The sequence below is a fragment of the Photobacterium atrarenae genome, from assembly GCF_024380015.1.
GTDB classification, from domain to species: Bacteria; Pseudomonadota; Gammaproteobacteria; order Enterobacterales; family Vibrionaceae; genus Photobacterium; species Photobacterium atrarenae.
Genome location: NZ_CP101508.1, coordinates 3386065 through 3406683 on the forward strand (window position 1 = coordinate 3386065; position 20619 = coordinate 3406683).

Here is a 20619-nt window from a genome sequence, read left to right on the forward strand (position 1 = left end):
CGTGGCCATGAGCGTCACTTGCGGTGTTGCCCAGTAGTACGTAGAGATGTTGTTCATCTTGCTATGACCCCACATGATTGAGTGTCTAGTGACTGCTTCTTGATATATTCAGTTCCGGCCTTCCCTTGGGTTGTACTTCCCCAAGGTACTATGCCTTCTGCTGACTTCTTATTACCCGTCACACAACATCACTGTTGTATTAGTCTCATCCGAGACAGGTCGTAAGATCTCCCGAGGTAAGACGTTGTTCTTTCCCTTGGCTGTGCCTGATTTACCCGTACACACTTCCCGTCGAGGCATTGGGCTGTTCTATATATTGCTAGGTTACCCAAGTTGTACTGGCCTACTATCAGGTTTCTGTTCGTCACACCCAAGTTTTGCCGTTTGCTTCCTTCAGATCCCACCTCACGGTGGGCACCCTTGCATAGGCTAACGGTTCTCGCTCGACTGAGCCCGTAGAGGACTTTCACCTCCTAGAACAACGCCATGCTCGGCGCACAACAAAAAAGCCCCAGTCTTTCGACTGAGGCTTTGAAGATGGCAGGGGTGGAGGGATTCGAACCCCCAACACGCGGATTTGGAATCCGCTGCTCTGCCAATTGGAGCTACACCCCTAGAAAGAGTGGCGGAGCGGACGGGACTCGAACCCGCGACCCCCGGCGTGACAGGCCGGTATTCTAACCAACTGAACTACCGCTCCACACGGCACTTAATCGAAGTCTTACTGTGATGGCTTCAATCAAGTTAATGTTCAAAGCCTGGCGATGTCCTACTCTCACATGGGGAGGCCCCACACTACCATCGGCGCTGTTACGTTTCACTGCTGAGTTCGGCATGGGATCAGGTGGGTCCATAACGCTATGGTCGCCAAGCAAATTCTGTTTATCTTGCGCCTTCGGCGAAAGATACAATCTCGGAAAATCTGACCAGTGTTCCCAAACACGTCATTCAAGTGCTTGCGGAGTCCGTACTTCGTAAACAAAACCCCTTGGGTGTTGTATGGTTAAGCCGCACGGGCAATTAGTACAGGTTAGCTCAACGCCTCACAGCGCTTACACACCCTGCCTATCAACGTCGTAGTCTACGACAACCCTTCAGAAGGCTTAAAGCCTTGGGGATGACTCATCTTGAGGCTCGCTTCCCGCTTAGATGCTTTCAGCGGTTATCGATTCCGAACTTAGCTACCGGGCAATGCGTCTGGCGACACAACCCGAACACCAGCGGTTCGTCCACTCCGGTCCTCTCGTACTAGGAGCAGCCCCTCTCAATCATCCAACGCCCACGGCAGATAGGGACCGAACTGTCTCACGACGTTCTAAACCCAGCTCGCGTACCACTTTAAATGGCGAACAGCCATACCCTTGGGACCGACTTCAGCCCCAGGATGTGATGAGCCGACATCGAGGTGCCAAACACCGCCGTCGATATGAACTCTTGGGCGGTATCAGCCTGTTATCCCCGGAGTACCTTTTATCCGTTGAGCGATGGCCCTTCCATTCAGAACCACCGGATCACTATGACCTGCTTTCGCACCTGCTCGAACCGTCATTCTCGCAGTCAAGCGGGCTTATGCCATTGCACTAACCTCACGATGTCCGACCGTGATTAGCCCACCTTCGTGCTCCTCCGTTACGCTTTGGGAGGAGACCGCCCCAGTCAAACTACCCACCAGGCACTGTCCGCAACCCCGATAAGGGGCCGACGTTAGAACATCAACACTACAAGGGTGGTATTTCAAGGACGGCTCCACAGATACTGGCGTACCTGCTTCGAAGCCTCCCACCTATCCTACACATGTAGGGTCAATGTTCAGTGCCAAGCTGTAGTAAAGGTTCACGGGGTCTTTCCGTCTAGCCGCGGGTACACAGCATCTTCACTGCGATTTCAATTTCACTGAGTCTCGGGTGGAGACAGCGTGGCCATCATTACGCCATTCGTGCAGGTCGGAACTTACCCGACAAGGAATTTCGCTACCTTAGGACCGTTATAGTTACGGCCGCCGTTTACCGGGGCTTCGATCAAGAGCTTCTCCGAAGATAACCCCATCAATTAACCTTCCGGCACCGGGCAGGCGTCACACCGTATACGTCATCTTTCGATTTTGCACAGTGCTGTGTTTTTAATAAACAGTTGCAGCCACCTGGTATCTGCGACTGCCAGCAGCGCCAAGAGCAAGTCTCTTTACCGCCGGCAGCGTACCTTCTCCCGAAGTTACGGTACCATTTTGCCTAGTTCCTTCACCCGAGTTCTCTCAAGCGCCTTGGTATTCTCTACCCGACCACCTGTGTCGGTTTGGGGTACGATTCCTTGCTATCTGAAGCTTAGAGGCTTTTCCCGGAAGCATGGCATCAATGACTTCAGCACCGTGGTGCCTCGACATCAGGTCTCAGCCTTGTAATCCCGGATTTGCCTAAGATTACAGCCTACACCCTTGAACCTGGACAACCGTCGCCAGGCCCACCTAGCCTTCTCCGTCCCCCCATCGCAATAGCAAGAAGTACGGGAATATTAACCCGTTTCCCATCGACTACGCCTTTCGGCCTCGCCTTAGGGGTCGACTCACCCTGCCCCGATTAACGTTGGACAGGAACCCTTGGTCTTCCGGCGAGGAGGTTTTTCACCCCCTTTATCGTTACTCATGTCAGCATTCGCACTTCTGATACCTCCAGCATGCCTTACAGCACACCTTCAACGGCTTACAGAACGCTCCCCTACCCAATACATAAAATGCATTGCCGCAGCTTCGGTGTATCGCTTAGCCCCGTTAAATCTTCCGCGCAGGCCGACTCGACCAGTGAGCTATTACGCTTTCTTTAAATGATGGCTGCTTCTAAGCCAACATCCTGGCTGTCTGAGCCTTCCCACATCGTTTCCCACTTAGCGATAACTTTGGGACCTTAGCTGGCGGTCTGGGTTGTTTCCCTCTCCACGACGGACGTTAGCACCCGCCGTGTGTCTCCCGGATAGTACTTACTGGTATTCGGAGTTTGCAAAGGGTTGGTAAGTCGGGATGACCCCCTAGCCTTAACAGTGCTCTACCCCCAGTAGTATTCGTCCGAGGCGCTACCTAAATAGCTTTCGGGGAGAACCAGCTATCTCCAGGTTTGATTGGCCTTTCACCCCTAGCCACAAGTCATCCGCTAATTTTTCAACATTAGTCGGTTCGGTCCTCCAGTGCGTGTTACCGCACCTTCAACCTGCCCATGGCTAGATCACCTGGTTTCGGGTCTAATCCCAGCAACTGCACGCCCAGTTAAGACTCGGTTTCCCTACGGCTCCCCTATACGGTTAACCTTGCTACTGAAATTAAGTCGCTGACCCATTATACAAAAGGTACGCAGTCACACCCGAGGGTGCTCCTACTGCTTGTACGTACACGGTTTCAGGTTCTGTTTCACTCCCCTCACAGGGGTTCTTTTCGCCTTTCCCTCACGGTACTGGTTCACTATCGGTCAGTCAGGAGTATTTAGCCTTGGAGGATGGTCCCCCCATCTTCAGACAAGATAACACGTGTCCCGTCCTACTCGTTTTCACCTTAAATGCGTTGTCGGCTACGGGGCTATCACCCTGTCTCGCGGCACTTTCCAGAGCCTTCACCTGACGCATAAAAAGCTTAAGGGCTAATCCGGTTTCGCTCGCCGCTACTGCCGGAATCTCGGTTGATTTCTCTTCCTCGGGGTACTTAGATGTTTCAGTTCCCCCGGTTCGCCTCAATACGCTATGAATTCACGTATTGATAACTGCTGCTGCAGCTGGGTTTCCCCATTCGGAAATCGTAGACTCAAGTGGCTCTTACTGCCTCATCTACGCTTATCGCAAGTTAGTACGTCCTTCATCGCCTCTGACTGCCCAGGCATCCACCGTGTACGCTTAGTCACTTAACCATACAACCCCAAGGGGTCTGTATCGCAAACAACCAAGGTTTCCATCAATGACTTGACGGATTAGTTTGTTTTGCCGGACTCTTCTTACACAAGACACTTGAATGTGTGTTGCTTGAGAACTCGTTCCATCTTTCGATGAAACTTTAGTATTGAATGTCAAACATTCAATTTACTAGTCAGCTTTCCAGATTGTTAAAGAGCATAACGCACAAAGCGTTAATCAATAACTGGCGTTATTGATTAGCGCTTTCGCGAGTTCTAAAACCATTTCACCAAGCAATCTGTGTGGACACTGCATCAAACAATGCGTCATATCGTTAAGGAGGTGATCCAGCCCCAGGTTCCCCTAGGGCTACCTTGTTACGACTTCACCCCAGTCATGAACCACACCGTGGTAAACGCCCTCCCGAAGGTTAAGCTATCTACTTCTGGTGCAGCCCACTCCCATGGTGTGACGGGCGGTGTGTACAAGGCCCGGGAACGTATTCACCGTGGCATTCTGATCCACGATTACTAGCGATTCCGACTTCATGGAGTCGAGTTGCAGACTCCAATCCGGACTACGACGCACTTTTTGGGATTCGCTCACTATCGCTAGCTCGCAGCCCTCTGTATGCGCCATTGTAGCACGTGTGTAGCCCTACTCGTAAGGGCCATGATGACTTGACGTCGTCCCCACCTTCCTCCGGTTTATCACCGGCAGTCTCCCTGGAGTTCCCACCCGAAGTGCTGGCAAACAAGGATAAGGGTTGCGCTCGTTGCGGGACTTAACCCAACATTTCACAACACGAGCTGACGACAGCCATGCAGCACCTGTCTCAGAGTTCCCGAAGGCACCAAAGCATCTCTGCTAAGTTCTCTGGATGTCAAGAGTAGGTAAGGTTCTTCGCGTTGCATCGAATTAAACCACATGCTCCACCGCTTGTGCGGGCCCCCGTCAATTCATTTGAGTTTTAATCTTGCGACCGTACTCCCCAGGCGGTCTACTTAACGCGTTAGCTCCGAAAGCCAGAATTCAAGACCCCAGCCTCCAAGTAGACATCGTTTACGGCGTGGACTACCAGGGTATCTAATCCTGTTTGCTCCCCACGCTTTCGCATCTGAGCGTCAGTCTTTGTCCAGGGGGCCGCCTTCGCCACCGGTATTCCTTCAGATCTCTACGCATTTCACCGCTACACCTGAAATTCTACCCCCCTCTACAAGACTCTAGCCTGCCAGTTCCAAATGCGATTCCGAGGTTGAGCCCCGGGCTTTCACATCTGGCTTAACAAGCCGCCTGCATGCGCTTTACGCCCAGTAATTCCGATTAACGCTCGCACCCTCCGTATTACCGCGGCTGCTGGCACGGAGTTAGCCGGTGCTTCTTCTGTCGCTAACGTCAAACAACCAGGCTATTAACCTGGCCGCCTTCCTCACGACTGAAAGTGCTTTACAACCCGAAGGCCTTCTTCACACACGCGGCATGGCTGCATCAGGGTTTCCCCCATTGTGCAATATTCCCCACTGCTGCCTCCCGTAGGAGTCTGGACCGTGTCTCAGTTCCAGTGTGGCTGATCATCCTCTCAGACCAGCTAGAGATCGTCGCCTTGGTGAGCCGTTACCTCACCAACCAGCTAATCTCACCTGGGCTAATCCTGACGCGAGAGGCCCGAAGGTCCCCCTCTTTGGTCCGAAGACGTTATGCGGTATTAGCCATCGTTTCCAATGGTTATCCCCCACATCAGGGCATATTCCCAGGCATTACTCACCCGTCCGCCGCTCGCCGCCCTTAACGTTCCCCGAAGGTTCAGTTAAGTCGCTGCCGCTCGACTTGCATGTGTTAGGCCTGCCGCCAGCGTTCAATCTGAGCCATGATCAAACTCTTCAATTAAAGTTTTGTTGTTTCCGAAGAAACGGCTCAGTGATTACTGATAAATTGACTGTGCTGATATAGCCGAAGCTATGTCGTTTTGGTCACTCAGTTCACTGATAAATCTTTTGACTATCATTTCACGAGTGCCCACACAGATTGCATGGTCAAATTGTTAAAGAGCAGATCTCTACTTCGCCAACCGGCTTGTTTGTCGCCGTGCTCCGTGTCGATGAGGTGGCATTATAGAGAGTTCGATCACATACGCAAGGGCTAAGTTGAAATAATTTTGTAATTTCAGCTCGAGCGTACAATTATCACTCAAAGCCTACGTTTTTCGATGTTAATTACATCATCGCGAGGCTATTCTGATTAAGTAAACTGTCAATTTCGGGGTTTTCTTTCCATGCAAACTGCATTTCGTTCCTACAAAGGTACTTTTCCCACCATCGCGCCAACCTGCTATATCGACCCCTCTGCCGTGCTGGTCGGTGACATTCACCTCGCAACAGATGCCAGCATCTGGCCCTTAGTTGCCGCACGCGGCGATGTAAATCGTATTTCCATCGGTGCTCGCACCAATGTTCAGGACGGCAGTGTGCTGCATGTCACCCGAAAAAGTCCGGAGACCCCGAATGGCCACCCACTAATTATTGGTCAAGATGTGACAATTGGCCACAAAGCCATGCTACATGGCTGCCAGGTGGGTGACAGAGTCTTGGTCGGGATGGGCGCGATTCTTCTTGATGGTGCTGTGATTGAAGATGACGTGATTATCGGGGCAGGGTGTCTGGTGCCGCCGGGAAAACGACTGGAAAGCGGCTATCTCTATATCGGCAGCCCGGCAAAGCAAGCGCGGCCACTGACCGAGCAGGAACGGGCATTTCTTCCCGTCTCTGCAGATAACTATGTCAGATTGAAAAACGACTATCTGGCTGAGGACTGATCCTCAGCCAATCTCAATGGCCCCTTCAGCGTTAAACGCTTCATCTTCAATCAAGTCCTCTGCCAGTTCTTCCAGGTCGAAGCGGCTGGCAGCAAACGCCGCCAGAATATCCGCCTCTTGATGGAGTGGTTGGGCAGCTCGTTGCTCTAACCAGGCCCGACTGACCCAGCATGTAATTAAGGCGCCGGCCTGCTGCGCCGGAAAACTTACCGCTTGCTTGGCATTGTCCCAGTGCTGAATGTCGGCAAATAATATATCTTGGTTCATGGTTATTCCTGCATTAAACGACGCAGCTCCCGCTGGACTTGCTTCGCGCCCGGACGAAGGCCGCGCCATAACATAAAGCTTTCTGCCGCCTGTCCCACCAGCATCCCCAGTCCGTCCAACACGACTTTTGCACCCAACTGTTGCGCCCATTGGTTAAATGTCGTGGGTCCACTCCCGTAGACCATGTCATAGCACACCTTAGACGGCTGGATCAGGCTTTCCGGGATCCCAGGCAACTGACCGCTCAAGCTGGCAGAAGTAGAATTGATGATCACATCATATTGTCCCCCCGCCAGTTCATCGAGGGCGACGGCGTTGACCGGGCCATGCGCCGCAAAGGCATCGACCAACGCCTCTGCTTTGGCAAGCGTTCGGTTAGTGATGGTGATGGATGACGGCTGCTGCGCCAGTAACGGCAGGATCACTCCCCGCGCAGCGCCCCCGGCCCCAATCAGCAGAATTCGCTGATCCGCCAGGGTGACCTGGTGTTGCAGCAGATCCTGCACCAGTCCTTCACCATCGGTATTATCGCCAAGCACGAGCCCGTCATCGAGTTTCTTCAAGGTATTGACCGCCCCCGCTAGTTTGGCGCGCTCGGTCAGCTGATCGGCATATTGATACGCATCCTCTTTAAAGGGCACCGTCACATTACAGCCCCGTCCGCCGTCGGCAAAAAAAGCATCCGCAGCCACCCGGAATTCCCCCAGCGGCACCAGTTGTGCTGCATAGTGCATCGACTGGCTGGTCTGACGGGCAAACAAGGTGTGTATCAGTGGCGATTTACTCTGCGCAATCGGGTTGCCAAATACTACGTATTGATCCATGTAGCGGGGTTCCATATATAAGAGAAAGGGTCGATATTTCGACCCTATCACTGCTCCCCGGCAAGCTCAATCACTTCCTGGGCCGACTACCAGATACGCGGTTTGAGGTAATGCTCATAAAGTGCAGCCTCCGGCGATCCCGACTCCGGCTCGTAGCAATACTCCCAGCGTACCAGAGGTGGCATCGACATCAGGATCGATTCGGTCCGGCCACCGCTCTGAAGGCCAAACAAGGTGCCGCGGTCATACACCAGGTTGAACTCAACATAACGACCGCGACGGTACAGCTGGAACTGGCGCTCGCGCTCACCGTACTTCGTGTCTTTGCGTTTCTCCACAATCGGCAGATACGCATCCAGATAACCATTCCCGACCGCCTGCATATAGGCAAAGCTCTTCTCGAACCCCCACAGGTTCAGATCATCGAAGAACAGACCGCCCACCCCCCGGGTTTCATTCCGGTGCGGCAGGAAGAAATAACGATCACACCAGGCTTTATGCTCGGTATACACCTCATCACCAAATGGCTGGCACAAAGCTTTGGCTGTGTCATGCCAGTGCTGACAGTCTTCCTCGAACGGATAAAACGGGGTCAGGTCGAAACCGCCACCAAACCACCACACCGGCTCTTCACCTTCTTTCTCTGCAATGAAAAACCGGACATTGGCATGGGAGGTCGGCACATAAGGATTGTTCGGGTGGATCACCAGTGACACCCCCATGGCTTCAAAGCTGCGCCCGGCCAGCTCAGGGCGGTGCGCCGTGGCAGATCCCGGCATCTCCGCCCCGTAGACGTGAGAGAAGTTTACCCCGGCCTGCTCGAACACCTGGCCCTGGCGCAAGACCCGGCTGCGGCCGCCGCCCCCTTGCTCCCGCTCCCAGGCATCCTGCTCAAAGGTTGCCTGACCGTCTTGCTGCTCAAGGGCCTGGCAAATGCGATCCTGAAGGTCTAACAAAAACGATTTTACGGCTTGCTTACTCACATCTTGCATCATTGATTATCCTTGGCGAAAAACTTTCCCTGTCAGAGCATCCCGGATCTCAGACGGATTGTCACGCCCGCCGGTCTCCCCTTGTAAAATAGCCGGCAGGTACTGACCCAGTTGCTGCTTCACCTCTTCGGCACTGCGCCCCGGCGCCTGGCCGGTCAAGTTGGCACTGGTTGAGGTCAGCGGCTTACCAAACTGGCGGCAGAGCTGCTGCACCAACGGATGATCTGTGACCCGAACCGCAATGGTGTCAAACTGTCCGGTCAGAAACGCCGGAATCCCCGGTTTGGTCGGCATCACCCAAGTCACCGGGCCGGGCCAGGTCTCGAATATCCGCTGCTTTTGCGCTTCGCTGAGCTGGCTGTCATCCACATAAGGCGCTAGTTGCTCATAGTCGGCAGCGATCAGGATCAGGCCTTTTTCAATCGGGCGCTGTTTTAGCGCCAGCAGTTTATGCACCGCCTGTTCATTATCCGGATCGCACCCAACCCCAAACACGGCCTCAGTCGGGTAAGCCACCACTTCACCTTGCTGCAGCGCAGCAACCACTTGCGTTAAATTTTCCACGTCACCCTCATTCAGGCATCGCTCCGATACCCGTATTAACCTCGTTGCGGGTATTTTACCCACTCCTGCCGAACAAGACCATGTCCGGCAATATCCCTTAACAAAAGCTGGCACAAACTCTGACGCAAACGTTTTCCTTCATAAAAAATCACCGTATAATGCGCGCCAAGCCTTGTTGCCTTCCATTAGCTAACCCAAAGGAGATCGGGATGAAAGTCGGGATTATCATGGGCTCAAAGTCAGACTGGCCAACCATGCAGCACGCCGCTGAGATGTTGGAACGCTTCAACGTACCGTATGAAACCAAAGTGGTTTCAGCGCACCGGACTCCACACCTGCTGGCTGAATATGCAGAAACCGCCCATGAGCGCGGCATTAAGGTAATCATTGCCGGTGCCGGCGGCGCCGCCCATCTGCCAGGCATGACCGCCGCATTTACCAGTGTGCCGGTCCTGGGCGTGCCGGTCCAGTCACGGGCACTCAAAGGCATGGACTCTCTGCTGTCGATCGTCCAGATGCCCAAAGGGGTTGCTGTCGGTACCCTGGCCATCGGTGATGCCGGTGCCGCCAATGCCGGGTTGCTGGCCGCCCAAATCATCGGCACCCAGGACAGCACCGTGATGGCAGCCGTCGACGCGTTCCGCCAGGAACAAACCGAGACGGTCCTGAGCAACCCGAACCCGGCCGAGGACGTATCATGAAGGTCTTGGTACTCGGCGCCGGGCAACTGGCAAGAATGATGGCCCTGGCCGGGGCGCCGCTCAACATTGAGGTTCTGGCCTATGATGTCGGCACCGGGCATGTAGTCCATCCGCTGACCCAACAGCTGATGATGAAAGGACTCAACACAGCGATCACCTACGCCCATGTGATCACGGCGGAATTCGAGCACATCCCGCATGACATTCTGGATCTCTGCGCCGCCAGCGGGAAATTTCGCCCGACTGCCGAAGCCATCAAAGCCGGAGGCGATCGCCGTCTTGAGAAGAGCCTGCTCGATCGCGCCGGCGTTGCCAATGCGACCTATCACCTCATTACAACCCGCGACGACTTTGAGCAGGCGATTGAGAAAGTCGGTCTGCCAATGGTGCTGAAAAGTGCCCTGGGCGGCTATGACGGCAAAGGGCAGTGGCGACTCAAATCGGCCGACGCCAAGGAAGCGATCTGGGCTGAGCTGGAATCCTTCCTGCAAGCGGCGCCGGAGCAGGCCATTGTCGCCGAGGCCTTCATCCCGTTTGATCGGGAAGTGTCGGTGATCGGCGCCCGCGGGCAAGACGGTAGCCTCGCCATTTACCCGCTGACCGAAAATACCCACAGCAATGGCGTCCTCAGCCTGTCGGTCGCCCAATCTGATTCGCAGGCGCTGCAAGCCGAAGCCGAGGCTATGTTCAAGGCACTGGCCGAAACGCTTGATTATGTCGGCGTGCTGGCGATTGAGTTCTTCGAGGTCAACGGTACCTTGCTGGTCAATGAAATCGCGCCGCGGGTTCACAACTCCGGCCACTGGACCCAGCAAGGCGCAGAAACCTGCCAGTTTGAAAATCATCTCCGCGCCGTGTGCGGGTTACCGCTGGGCAGCACCGCTTTGCTTCGCCCGACAGCGATGGTCAATATCCTCGGCGAGGATACTCTGGATGACGCAATCCTGGGTCTGCCGCACTGTCATGTTCACTGGTACGGGAAAGAAAAGCGACCGGGGCGGAAAATGGGGCATATCAATGTCTGCGCCAGCCCTAAGTGCGACCTGAAAGCCGCCTTAGACGAGCTGGCTGCACACTTAGACCCACAGGCATTTCCGGTAGTGCGGATTTAACCCCTAAATACAAACGCTAAAGATCAAAAAAGCCAGCAATCGCTGGCTTTTTTATTTCAGAAACTGAGTCGCTAGGAGGTCATGATTTAAAGCCCGCGGCGGATCACGCCTGATATGCATGACATTTACGCGCCGCACACTGCAATTTGATCCCGCTCGCCAGCTTTTTCTCTATCAACAAACCAAAGCCACACTGCTGGCAGGCTCCGGCCACCGGCTTGAAGTTCACCGCAAACCGGCACGCTGGATATTGATCGCAGGCATAAAACGTTTTGCCATAGCGAGACTTGCGCTCAACCAAATGACCCCGACCACAATCAGGGCAGGTGAGTTGGGTGTCTGCGGCTTTACGCTCTGGTGATTCAATATGATGACATGCCGGGTACCCGGCACAACCGATGAACATCCCGTAACGCCCCTGACGGAGCAGCAGCTCTTCGCCACACTCCGGACAAGGGGTACCTAAGCGTTTGACGATGTGGCCGTCATTGTGGCTGAGCGATTGAATAAAATCACACGCAGGGTAGGCCGAGCAGCCTAAAAAAGGGCCACGCTTACTGTTGCGCATCACCAATTCGGCGCCGCACCGGGGACAATGCTGCTCTAGCGCATGCTCTCGCGCTGAAAACAGTTGCTCGTCAATTTTTCCTGCCATACCACTTGGTCACGTTCATCCGAGGAATCAGTGAATATACCCGTCTTCCACGCCATAAAGAAGCTCTTCCATCTGGCTATAGGCACTCTCGTTGCCCGGTGCATTGAACAGCACCATCAGAATAATCCATTTCAGATCATCAAGAGAGAATTCCGCCGTTTCCAGTTCCATCACCCGATCAATCACCATTTCACGGGTATCGCCGCTCAACACGTGGATTTGTTCCAGGTAGGTCAAAAAACCGCGACAGGCGATATCCAGACGCGCCATTTCCTGGGCGGTGTAGATACGAATCGAGGTCACCGCACTATTATTCATGTACGGGGTATTTTCGGTATCTTGCAATGCAGCCAGTTTCTCTAACCATGTCAGAGCTTTATAGATATCTTCCTGATGGAAGCCGGCGCGTTGCAGCTCATCCGATAGCTCGTCCTGATCGACCAGTAATTCCACATCACTGTGGATGTAGGTCTCAAACAGGTACATTAGGATATCCATCATAACTAGCCTCTCCTCGTTCTGATATAGCCACCGGGCACTGTGGAGACAACACCTCGCAATTCCAGTTCCAGCAATTGCGTCATCACTTCATGTACGGGTTGTTTACAGCGTTCAGCAACTACATCTACGGGTGTTGCTTCATTGCCTACGTTAGCCAACACCGATGAAAATGGCAATTCTTCATTTTCAGGTTGTGGTCGCGGCAAATCTAACTGCTTACTTTTTACACACTCAGTCAGGCTGCCAATCTCCTCAAAAATATCGACCGGGCTTTCTACCAATTTAGCACCGGATTTGATCAATGCATTGCAACCCCGGCTACCAGGCACGTGAATAGAGCCGGGCAGGGCAAACACTTCACGTCCTTGTTCAAGAGCATAGCGCGCAGTGATCAGCGAGCCGCTTTTTTCGGCCGCCTCAATGACTAATACGCCCACCGACAAGCCGCTGATCACCCGGTTGCGGCGCGGAAAGTTTTGCGGCCGGGGCACTTCATCCGGCCAGAATTCAGACACCAGCGCGCCCTGCTCAATAATATGTCCTGCCAGCTCCCGATGGCGAGCGGGGTAGAGCTTATCCAGCCCCGAGCCCAATACCGCCACCGTCGCCCCGCCCGTGCTCAAGGCACCAGCATGGGCCTGGCCGTCAACGCCCAGTGCCAGTCCGCTGGTCACCACATAATCCGCGACAGCCAGCGACGCCGCAAATGCATAAGCCGACTCACGCCCGTCGATACTGGCCGAACGACTACCGACCACAGCCATCTGAGGCCGGTGCAGCCACTGGGGATCCCCCCGGACAAACAACAGCGGCGGGGCCGAAGCGATTTCCTTGAGCAAGGGCGGATAGTCGGGGGAGTCCAGCGTGATGATTGTCTGCAGCTCGCCTTCAGCCCATTGTAAACAGCGCTCAATACGCCGCTCATTCGGCCGAAGCAAGGCTTCAATTTGACGCGGTTTAAAGCCAATCGCATTGAGCTCCTCGGCGGACATCCGGCACAGCTGCCGGGGCGAAGCATGTGGCAGAAGCTGATAGATCTTGTGCCCGCCTAAATTCGGCACCGCTGCCAGCGTCAGCCATGCGACCAAATCGTCGTGATTCATGATTGTTCGGGTGAAGCCGGAGGCAACTGCGGCGGCAGGGCTGCCAGCCCCGGCTCAAACGGTGCCGTGGCCCGGGTCACCACCGCCAGACTGAAGTGTTCATACGGCCGGATCACCATCACATCTCCAATCACCGGGCCGGCAAGCTCAGTGGCGGACGTGTGCTGTTTCACCGCCCCGTAACGATAATTGCCGGCCTCATCCCGGATCGGCACCGCCGGGCGATGTAGCTGAAACACTTGTCCCGCCCGGGCACCATCGAGGTGCCCCCGGTCCAACACCACCACCATGGCTGTGGCCAGATATTGCTGCTGATTGGCCAGTCCCCCCAAGACTTGAGCGTGAAGCCCGCGCGGCGGTTCAGACGGCACAAAGCGCAGCGCCGACTCGCGTACCGGGGCAGGCGAGGGCAACAGGACATCATTCTGACGCACTTCCTGTAATAACGTGGTGATCGCTATCTGACTCCGCTCGTCCGCCTGACCGACAACCGACACCTTGGCAATCGCTTTCAGGGCGATCACTTCAACCGCCTCGCCATTGACCAGCGTCCGGGTAAAACTGGCATCCGGGCGATAAATCCCCCATTGTCGCTGTGGGCTGAGCGGCTCATCAACCCAAACCGCAGTCCCCGGGGAAATAAACTGCTGTCCCTGGCTGTCACCCATCACCCGGGGCAGACGCGAAACATCCGCAGCCGTCAGCAAGCGATGGTCTTCCACATAAGGGATCAACTGCTCCGCAGGTAACGTCAGGATCGGCGTCCGCTCAACCCGGACGCGCGGCGAAAGTTTCACGCTTCTTTTCAGGTGCAACTGCGGCCGGCCGTCGCGCCAGATCAGGTGCAACTGGTCACCGGGATAAATCAAGTGAGGGTTTTGAATGTAATCATTGGCTTGCCACAACTGCGGCCAGCGCCAGGGATCATCGAGAAAATGTTCCGAAATATCCCACAAGGTATCGCCTTTCTGGACGGTATACACCGACGGGGTTTCCGCTTTTACCGTCAAAGGTGCCGCATGCAAGCTGTTGCCGGCGAGACACCACGCCAACACCCACCATACCGTCCATCGCACCATACGCTACTTTCTCCCTGAGTCGCTTCCGTCACCGATAGAAGACAGGTTGGCATCCGACCCGGGACGTGTCTATGCTGGTGAACCAGCCCACCGCCGTTTTTCGGCACACGTCACTCCCTGCCCCGAGGGTTACATGAACGCCGGCAGAATAATGCTTGACCGGCGAAAAGTTACTCCCAGAGACCAGGATGTCAGCCTCGCTTGCCACCGTCGCGGCAACGCAAGGTGCAATTGGCTTCAGGTGCTGTTATTTGATCTTTAAAATGACTAGAATTAGAGCAAATAAGCGATAATCGTTTTTAGCACTATCCATTTGTACGAGTACCTATGTCTGTATTGCAAGTATTAACATTCCCTGATGAGCGTCTGCGCACGGTGGCCAAGCCCGTTGAGGCCGTGACTCCTGAGATCCAAAAAATTGTCGATGACATGCTGGAAACCATGTACGACGAGGAAGGTATCGGCCTGGCCGCTACTCAGGTCGATATCCACCAGCGCATCGTGGTGATCGATATCTCTGAAGAGCGCAATCAGCCGATGGTACTGATCAACCCGGAGATCATCGAAAAACATGGTGAAGACGGTATCGAAGAAGGATGTCTGTCGGTTCCGGGCGCCCGTGCCCTGGTGCCGCGTGCTGCTATTGTCACCGTCAAGGCCCTGAACCGCGACGGCGAGGAATACACATTCGAAGCCGATGATCTACTGGCTATCTGCGTTCAACACGAACTGGATCATCTGCAAGGCAAACTGTTTGTCGACTACCTGTCGCCGCTAAAGCGCAAGCGCATTCAGGATAAACTAGCGAAAATCAAACGCTTTAACGAAAAGCACGCCAACCAAGCCTAACCCCAGATTGTAAGGAAGTGACCTTGAGCAAGCCGTTACGCATTGTCTTTGCAGGTACGCCTGATTTCGCCGCCCGTCACCTGGCGGCGTTGTTGTCTTCAGACCATGAAGTGATTGCCGTCTATACGCCACCCGACAAACCGGCCGGCCGCGGGAAAAAAATCACCGCTAGTCCGGTGAAGCAACTGGCGCTGGCGCACGATATTCCGGTTTTTCAGCCGGAAAACTTTAAATCAGATGAAGCCAAGCAAGCGCTGGCAGCACTGAACGCCGATCTGATGGTCGTGGTGGCCTACAGCCATTTGCTGCCGCAAAAGGTACTCGACACCCCACGTCTCGGCTGCATCAATGTTCACGGCTCCATCCTGCCACGCTGGCGGGGCGCGGCACCGATCCAACGCTCCATCTGGGCCGGGGATGCCGAAACCGGTGTCACCATTATGCAGATGGATGTGGGCCTGGATACCGGCGATATGCTGAAAATCGCCACCACGCCGATCGAAGCGAGCGACACCAGCGCCACCATGTACGACAAGCTGGCCGAGCTGGGCCCGGTCGCACTGGTTGAGTGTGTCAACGACATTGCCGATGGCACAGCCGTCCCGGTGAAGCAAGATGATGCCCAGGCCAACTACGCCAAAAAACTCAGCAAAGAAGAAGCCCAGATTGACTGGTCGATGGACGCTGCCGCCATTGAGCGCTGCATCCGTGCCTTTAACCCATGGCCGATGAGCTATTTCACCGTTGCCGGGCAGAACGTCAAAGTCTGGCGCGCCGCCGTCGAAGCCGACAACCAGGGCCAGGCACCGGGTACGATTCTGGCCGCTGACAAACACGGGATCCTGGTTGCCACCGGTGAAGGCGCCCTGCGCCTGCTGGAGCTGCAGCCGCCGGGCAAGAAAGCCATGCCGGTGCCGGATTTACTCAATTCGCGCCGGGACTGGTTTGAAACCGGCACCGTACTTTAATCACCAAGCCAGTGTCTGCACTGGCTTTTCTTTTCCGTCCCGAAAACGAACGATTCAGCTCCCGGCGCTGCAACGCCTGCCGATGCGCCGGCAGCGATAACTCAGGAAATCCGAATGAACGTAAGAGCCGCTGCAGCCGAGGTGATCTATCAGGTTGTCGATCAAGGCCAGTCCCTGTCTACGGCACTGCCTGCCGCCCAGCAACACATCAAAGAGCGCGATCAGGCCCTGTTACAGGAAATCTGCTATGGCGTCCTGCGCTGGCTGCCCAAACTGGAATCCATCACCCAGCAGCTGATGGACAAACCGCTCAAAGGCAAGCAACGGGTGTTTCATCACCTGATCCTGGTCGGGCTGTATCAGCTCGGTTACATGCGCATTCCCGCCCATGCCGCCGTGGCCGAAACGGTCAATGCCACCAAAAATCTGAAAAAGCCGCAACTGCGCGGGCTGATCAATGCCGTACTGCGTAACTACCAGCGCCAGCAGGCCAGTCTGGACGAGCAGGCCCAAAGCCATGATGCCGGTCGTTACGGCCATCCGGGCTGGTTACTCAAGTTGATCAAAACCAGCTATCCGGACGACTATGAAACCATTCTGACGGCCAACAATACCAAGGCACCGATGTGGCTGCGGGTCAACCGTCGCCACCACAGCCGCGACGAATACCAGGGGCTGCTCGACCAGGCTGGTATTGAGAGCGAAACTCACCCACAAGCGCCGGATGCCCTGCGCCTGCTCAGCCCGTGCGATGTCAGTAAGCTACCCGGCTTTACCGAGGGTTGGGTCTCGGTTCAGGATGCAGCGGCCCAATTGTCGGTGGAATACCTCCAACCACAAGCCGGCGAGCTGATCCTGGACTGCTGCGCCGCCCCGGGCGGCAAAACCGCCCACATCCTGGAGCGCGAGCCGTCGTGTAACGTGGTCGCCATCGACTGTGATGACACGCGCCTGGCCCGGGTTCACGATAACCTGCAGCGCCTGAACCTCAAGGCCCGGACCCTGTGCGCCGATGCCCGCTACCCGTCACAATGGTGGCAGGGCGAACAATTTGACCGTATCCTGCTGGATGCGCCATGTTCAGCCACCGGGGTGATCCGTCGCCATCCGGATATCAAGTGGCTGCGCCGCGCCGATGACATTGCAGCGTTAGCCCAGCTCCAGGCTGAAATCGTCGATGCCATGTGGCAGCAGCTCAAGCCGGGCGGCACCCTGGTGTACGCGACCTGCTCGATCACGCCGCAGGAGAACCGCGAGCAAGTCACGGCCTTTTTGGATCGTACTACCGATGCCAAACTCATCGACAGCGATCCACAGCAGCCGGGACGTCAGATCCTGCCGGGTGAAGAGGACATGGACGGTTTTTACTACGCGGTGATCCGTAAATTGCCATAAAAAGCCCAGAATAGGGTAAAACAGGGGGCTACCTCAAGGTCCCCTGCGCTGAGCGTAGTAACCTAGAGCAGAACAACCAGACACAGAGATGCTATGAAGATAATCATCCTTGGCGCCGGCCAGGTCGGCGGCACACTAGCCGAAAACCTGGTGGGCGAGAATAATGACATCACCATTGTCGACAAAGATCCGGAGCGACTGCGCGAGTTGCAGGACAAGTATGATCTGCGGGTCGTGCAAGGATTTGCCAGCCATCCCCGTACCCTGCGGGAAGCCGGCGCCCAGGATGCCGATATGTTGGTTGCCGTCACCAACTCCGACGAAACCAACATGATTGCTTGTCAGATTGCATTTACCCTGTTTAACACCCCGAACCGGGTGGCCCGGATCCGCTCGCCGGAATACCTCAAGGAAAAAGAGCAACTCTTCCAGTCCGATGCGGTGCCGGTCGATCACCTGATCGCCCCGGAAGAGCTGGTGACCGGCTACATTGAACGTCTGATTGAATACCCGGGCGCACTGCAGGTGGTCGGGTTTGCCGAAGACAAGGTCGGCCTGGTGGCGGTGAAAGCCTATTACGGCGGCCCGCTGGTCGGCAATGCCCTGTCGGCCCTGCGCGAGCACATGCCGCACATCGATACCCGGGTGGCGGCCATCTTCCGCCAGGGACGACCGATCCGCCCCCAAGGCACCACGATAATCGAAGCTGATGACGAAGTCTTTTTCGTTGCTGCCAGCAACCATATCCGCTCGGTGATGAGTGAGTTGCAACGGCTGGAGAAACCGTACAAGCGGCTGATGATTGTCGGCGGGGGCAACATCGGGGCCGGTCTGGCCCGTCGCCTGGAGCAGAGCTACAGCGTCAAACTGATCGAGCGCAACCCGGCGCGGGCCGAAAGCCTGTCCGAAATGCTGGAGAACACCATCGTCTTTTGCGGCGACGCCTCCGATCAGGAGCTGCTGAGCGAAGAGCACATCGAACAGATCGATGTGTTTGTCGCCGTCACCAACGATGATGAAGCCAATATCATGTCGGCAATGCTGGCCAAGCGAATGGGGGCCAAGAAGGTCATGGTACTGATCCAGCGCGGTGCCTATGTCGACCTGGTTCAGGGCGGCACCATCGATATAGCGATCTCACCGCAACAGGCCACCATTTCAGCCTTGCTGACCCACGTGCGCAAAGCTGACATTGTCAACGTCTCCTCGCTACGCCGCGGCGCGGCCGAGGCGATTGAAGCCATTGCCCACGGCGATGCCAGCACCTCAAAAGTGGTCGGCCGGGCGATCGGGGAGATCAAACTGCCGCCGGGCACCACCATCGGCGCGGTCGTGCGGGGTGATGAAGTCTTGATTGCCCATGACCGCACCGTGATCGAGCAAGATGATCACGTGGTAATGTTCCTGGTCGACAAGAAATATATTCCTGACGTTGAACGCCTGTTCCAACCAAGCCCGTTCTTCCTGTAACTGCTATGGTGAACTACCGTCCCATTTTATTTGTGATCGGGCTGGTCCTCTCCAAGATCGCCCTGTTCATGTACGTGCCCACGCTGCTGGCTTTTTTCACCGGCACCGGGGGCTTTATCGACTTTGCTACTGCGGTGCTGATCACCCACCTGGTGGCGTTTCTCTGCCTGACGCTCGGCCGCACCGACGAGTTCAAGCTCGGGGTGCGGGACATGTTCCTGATCACCACCCTGGTGTGGACCATTGCCAGCGCCTTCGCCGCCTTGCCGTTTGTATTCATTAACCACATCAGCTTCACCGATGCCTATTTCGAAACCATGTCGGGGATCACCACCACAGGTTCAACCGTGCTCAGCGGCCTGGATGACATGGCGCCGAGCATCCTGCTGTGGCGCTCGACTCTGCAGTGGCTGGGCGGGATCGGCTTTATCGTGATGGGCGTGGCGATCCTGCCGATGCTCAACGTGGGCGGGATGCGGCTGTTCCAGACCGAATCGTCCGACTGGTCGGATAAAAGCTCACCGCGAACCAAAAACGTGGCAAAGAATATCGTCAATGTCTATCTGATCCTGACCGGGCTGTGCTTTATCGGCTACCTGCTGGCCGGGATGAACACCTTTGATGCCATCAACCATGCATTTACCACCCTATCGACCGGCGGCTATTCCACCTCCGACGGCTCGATGAACCACTTTTCCAACCGGGCCCACTGGGTGGCGATTGTGTTCATGTTTGCCGGGGGACTGCCATTCCTGCTGTTTGTGCAGGCGCTGCGCAAGAAAAAAGCCACCGCGCTGCTCAAGGATGCCCAGGTACGCGGGTTCACCCTGCTGGTGCTCTCTGCCGGACTGGCGGTGGCGCTGTGGCTGACCTGGCAGCAGGACTATACCTTCAACGATGCATTTCGGGTGGCCCTGTTCAATATCATCTCGGTGGTTACCACCACCGGCTTCGGGTTATCCGACTTCTCGGCCTGGGGGCCGTTTCCGACCATTGTCTTCGCCTTCATAATGCTGGCCGGTGGGTGCTCCGGCTCCACTGCTGGCGGGGCAAAAATCTTCCGTTTCCAGGTGGCGCTGGCGCTGCTGCGCAAGCAGATGATGCAGCTGATCCACCCATCGGGTATTTTCGTCCAGCGCTACAACGGCCGCCCGGTAACCGACAATATCGTCCGCTCGGTGGTGGCCTTTGCCCTGACGTTTATCCTCACCATCATCGTGGTCGCGGCCATCTTAGGCGGGTTGGGGCTTGACCCCATCACCAGCATCACCGGCGCAATGACGGCAGTGGCCAATGTCGGACCGGGGATGGGCGAGGTGATCGGGCCGACCGGTAACTTTGCCACCCTGCCGGATCTGGCCAAATGGGTCTTGAGCTTCGGAATGTTGATGGGCCGGTTGGAAATTCTGACCGTGCTGGTGGTGTTCTTCCCTGCATTCTGGCGCAACTGACTGGGCCTT

General features: G+C 55.7%; 16 protein-coding genes, 2 tRNA genes and 3 rRNA genes. 8 read left to right on the plus strand and 13 right to left on the minus strand.

Annotation, left to right across the window (positions count from 1 at the left end; genetic code table 11):
- Positions 1–538 precede the first annotated feature (538 nt).
- The 5 genes from NNL38_RS15760 to NNL38_RS15780 form a co-directional block, all read right to left on the minus strand.
- Positions 539–615: transfer RNA gene (locus NNL38_RS15760), tRNA-Trp, on the minus strand.
- Between the two features lie 8 nt (positions 616–623).
- Positions 624–700: transfer RNA gene (locus NNL38_RS15765), tRNA-Asp, on the minus strand.
- A gap of 56 nt (positions 701–756) precedes the next feature.
- Positions 757–872 (minus strand): 5S ribosomal RNA (gene rrf / locus NNL38_RS15770).
- 127 nt (positions 873–999) lie between these two features.
- Positions 1000–3884, minus strand: a 23S ribosomal RNA gene (locus NNL38_RS15775).
- Positions 3885–4202: 318 nt separating this feature from the next.
- Positions 4203–5754: ribosomal RNA gene (locus tag NNL38_RS15780) — 16S ribosomal RNA — on the minus strand.
- Together the 16S, 23S and 5S rRNA genes with 2 tRNA genes alongside form the textbook arrangement of a ribosomal RNA operon.
- A gap of 385 nt (positions 5755–6139) precedes the next feature.
- Between NNL38_RS15780 and NNL38_RS15785 the strand changes: the two genes are divergently transcribed.
- On the plus strand, positions 6140–6679 hold the full coding sequence (locus tag NNL38_RS15785; protein ID WP_255388946.1) for a gamma carbonic anhydrase family protein: 540 nt from the start codon (positions 6140–6142) through the stop codon (positions 6677–6679).
- Positions 6680–6682: 3 nt separating this feature from the next.
- Here NNL38_RS15785 and NNL38_RS15790 read toward each other — a convergent pair whose 3' ends face one another.
- From NNL38_RS15790 to tsaC, 4 genes are all read right to left on the minus strand, one after another.
- Complete coding sequence (locus NNL38_RS15790) at positions 6683–6946, minus strand: DUF1488 family protein (protein ID WP_255388947.1); 264 nt, start codon at positions 6944–6946, stop codon at positions 6683–6685.
- 2 nt (positions 6947–6948) lie between these two features.
- Complete coding sequence (gene aroE / locus NNL38_RS15795; protein WP_255388948.1) at positions 6949–7770, minus strand: shikimate dehydrogenase; 822 nt, start codon at positions 7768–7770, stop codon at positions 6949–6951.
- 86 nt (positions 7771–7856) lie between these two features.
- Positions 7857–8762: an oxygen-dependent coproporphyrinogen oxidase gene (gene hemF, locus NNL38_RS15800; RefSeq protein ID WP_255390670.1), complete on the minus strand. Its 906-nt coding sequence runs from the start codon at positions 8760–8762 to the stop codon at positions 7857–7859.
- A 6-nt stretch (positions 8763–8768) separates the two neighbouring features.
- Positions 8769–9326, minus strand: coding sequence for an L-threonylcarbamoyladenylate synthase type 1 TsaC (gene tsaC, locus NNL38_RS15805; protein WP_255388949.1), 558 nt, complete (start codon positions 9324–9326; stop codon positions 8769–8771).
- A 209-nt stretch (positions 9327–9535) separates the two neighbouring features.
- Here tsaC and purE point away from each other — a divergent pair, with 209 nt between their 5' ends.
- The gene (gene purE / locus NNL38_RS15810; RefSeq protein WP_255388950.1) at positions 9536–10027 is read left to right on the plus strand and encodes a 5-(carboxyamino)imidazole ribonucleotide mutase; all 492 of its coding nucleotides are present in this window, start codon (positions 9536–9538) and stop codon (positions 10025–10027) included.
- Positions 10024–11139, plus strand: a complete 1116-nt coding sequence (locus NNL38_RS15815; RefSeq protein WP_255388951.1) for a 5-(carboxyamino)imidazole ribonucleotide synthase — start codon at positions 10024–10026, stop codon at positions 11137–11139. The genes purE and NNL38_RS15815 overlap by 4 nt, the downstream gene beginning before the upstream one ends.
- A gap of 103 nt (positions 11140–11242) precedes the next feature.
- On the opposite strand, the gene NNL38_RS15820 is transcribed toward NNL38_RS15815, so the two are convergent.
- Genes NNL38_RS15820 through NNL38_RS15835 form a run of 4 tightly spaced genes read right to left on the minus strand, consistent with a single transcriptional unit; the run spans position 11243 to position 14477 of the window.
- Positions 11243–11794, minus strand: coding sequence for a DNA topoisomerase family protein (locus tag NNL38_RS15820; protein ID WP_255388952.1), 552 nt, complete (start codon positions 11792–11794; stop codon positions 11243–11245).
- Positions 11795–11821: 27 nt separating this feature from the next.
- The gene (locus NNL38_RS15825; protein ID WP_255388953.1) at positions 11822–12295 is read right to left on the minus strand and encodes a DUF494 family protein; all 474 of its coding nucleotides are present in this window, start codon (positions 12293–12295) and stop codon (positions 11822–11824) included.
- A gap of 2 nt (positions 12296–12297) precedes the next feature.
- The gene (gene dprA / locus NNL38_RS15830) at positions 12298–13398 is read right to left on the minus strand and encodes a DNA-processing protein DprA (protein WP_255388954.1); all 1101 of its coding nucleotides are present in this window, start codon (positions 13396–13398) and stop codon (positions 12298–12300) included.
- Positions 13395–14477: a LysM peptidoglycan-binding domain-containing protein gene (locus tag NNL38_RS15835; RefSeq protein ID WP_255388956.1), complete on the minus strand. Its 1083-nt coding sequence runs from the start codon at positions 14475–14477 to the stop codon at positions 13395–13397. The genes dprA and NNL38_RS15835 overlap by 4 nt, the downstream gene beginning before the upstream one ends.
- A gap of 327 nt (positions 14478–14804) precedes the next feature.
- On the opposite strand from NNL38_RS15835, the gene def reads away from it, so the two are divergent.
- The 5 genes from def to NNL38_RS15860 all read left to right on the plus strand — a co-directional run bounded on the left by def (position 14805) and on the right by NNL38_RS15860 (position 20610).
- Complete coding sequence (def, locus tag NNL38_RS15840; protein ID WP_255388957.1) at positions 14805–15326, plus strand: peptide deformylase; 522 nt, start codon at positions 14805–14807, stop codon at positions 15324–15326.
- Between the two features lie 23 nt (positions 15327–15349).
- On the plus strand, positions 15350–16294 hold the full coding sequence (gene fmt / locus NNL38_RS15845; RefSeq protein ID WP_255388958.1) for a methionyl-tRNA formyltransferase: 945 nt from the start codon (positions 15350–15352) through the stop codon (positions 16292–16294).
- 114 nt (positions 16295–16408) lie between these two features.
- On the plus strand, positions 16409–17689 hold the full coding sequence (gene rsmB, locus NNL38_RS15850; RefSeq protein WP_255388959.1) for a 16S rRNA (cytosine(967)-C(5))-methyltransferase RsmB: 1281 nt from the start codon (positions 16409–16411) through the stop codon (positions 17687–17689).
- Positions 17690–17782: 93 nt separating this feature from the next.
- The gene (trkA, locus tag NNL38_RS15855; RefSeq protein ID WP_255388960.1) at positions 17783–19159 is read left to right on the plus strand and encodes a Trk system potassium transporter TrkA; all 1377 of its coding nucleotides are present in this window, start codon (positions 17783–17785) and stop codon (positions 19157–19159) included.
- Positions 19160–19164: 5 nt separating this feature from the next.
- On the plus strand, positions 19165–20610 hold the full coding sequence (locus NNL38_RS15860; protein WP_255388961.1) for a TrkH family potassium uptake protein: 1446 nt from the start codon (positions 19165–19167) through the stop codon (positions 20608–20610).
- The last annotated feature ends 9 nt before the right edge of the window (positions 20611–20619 follow it).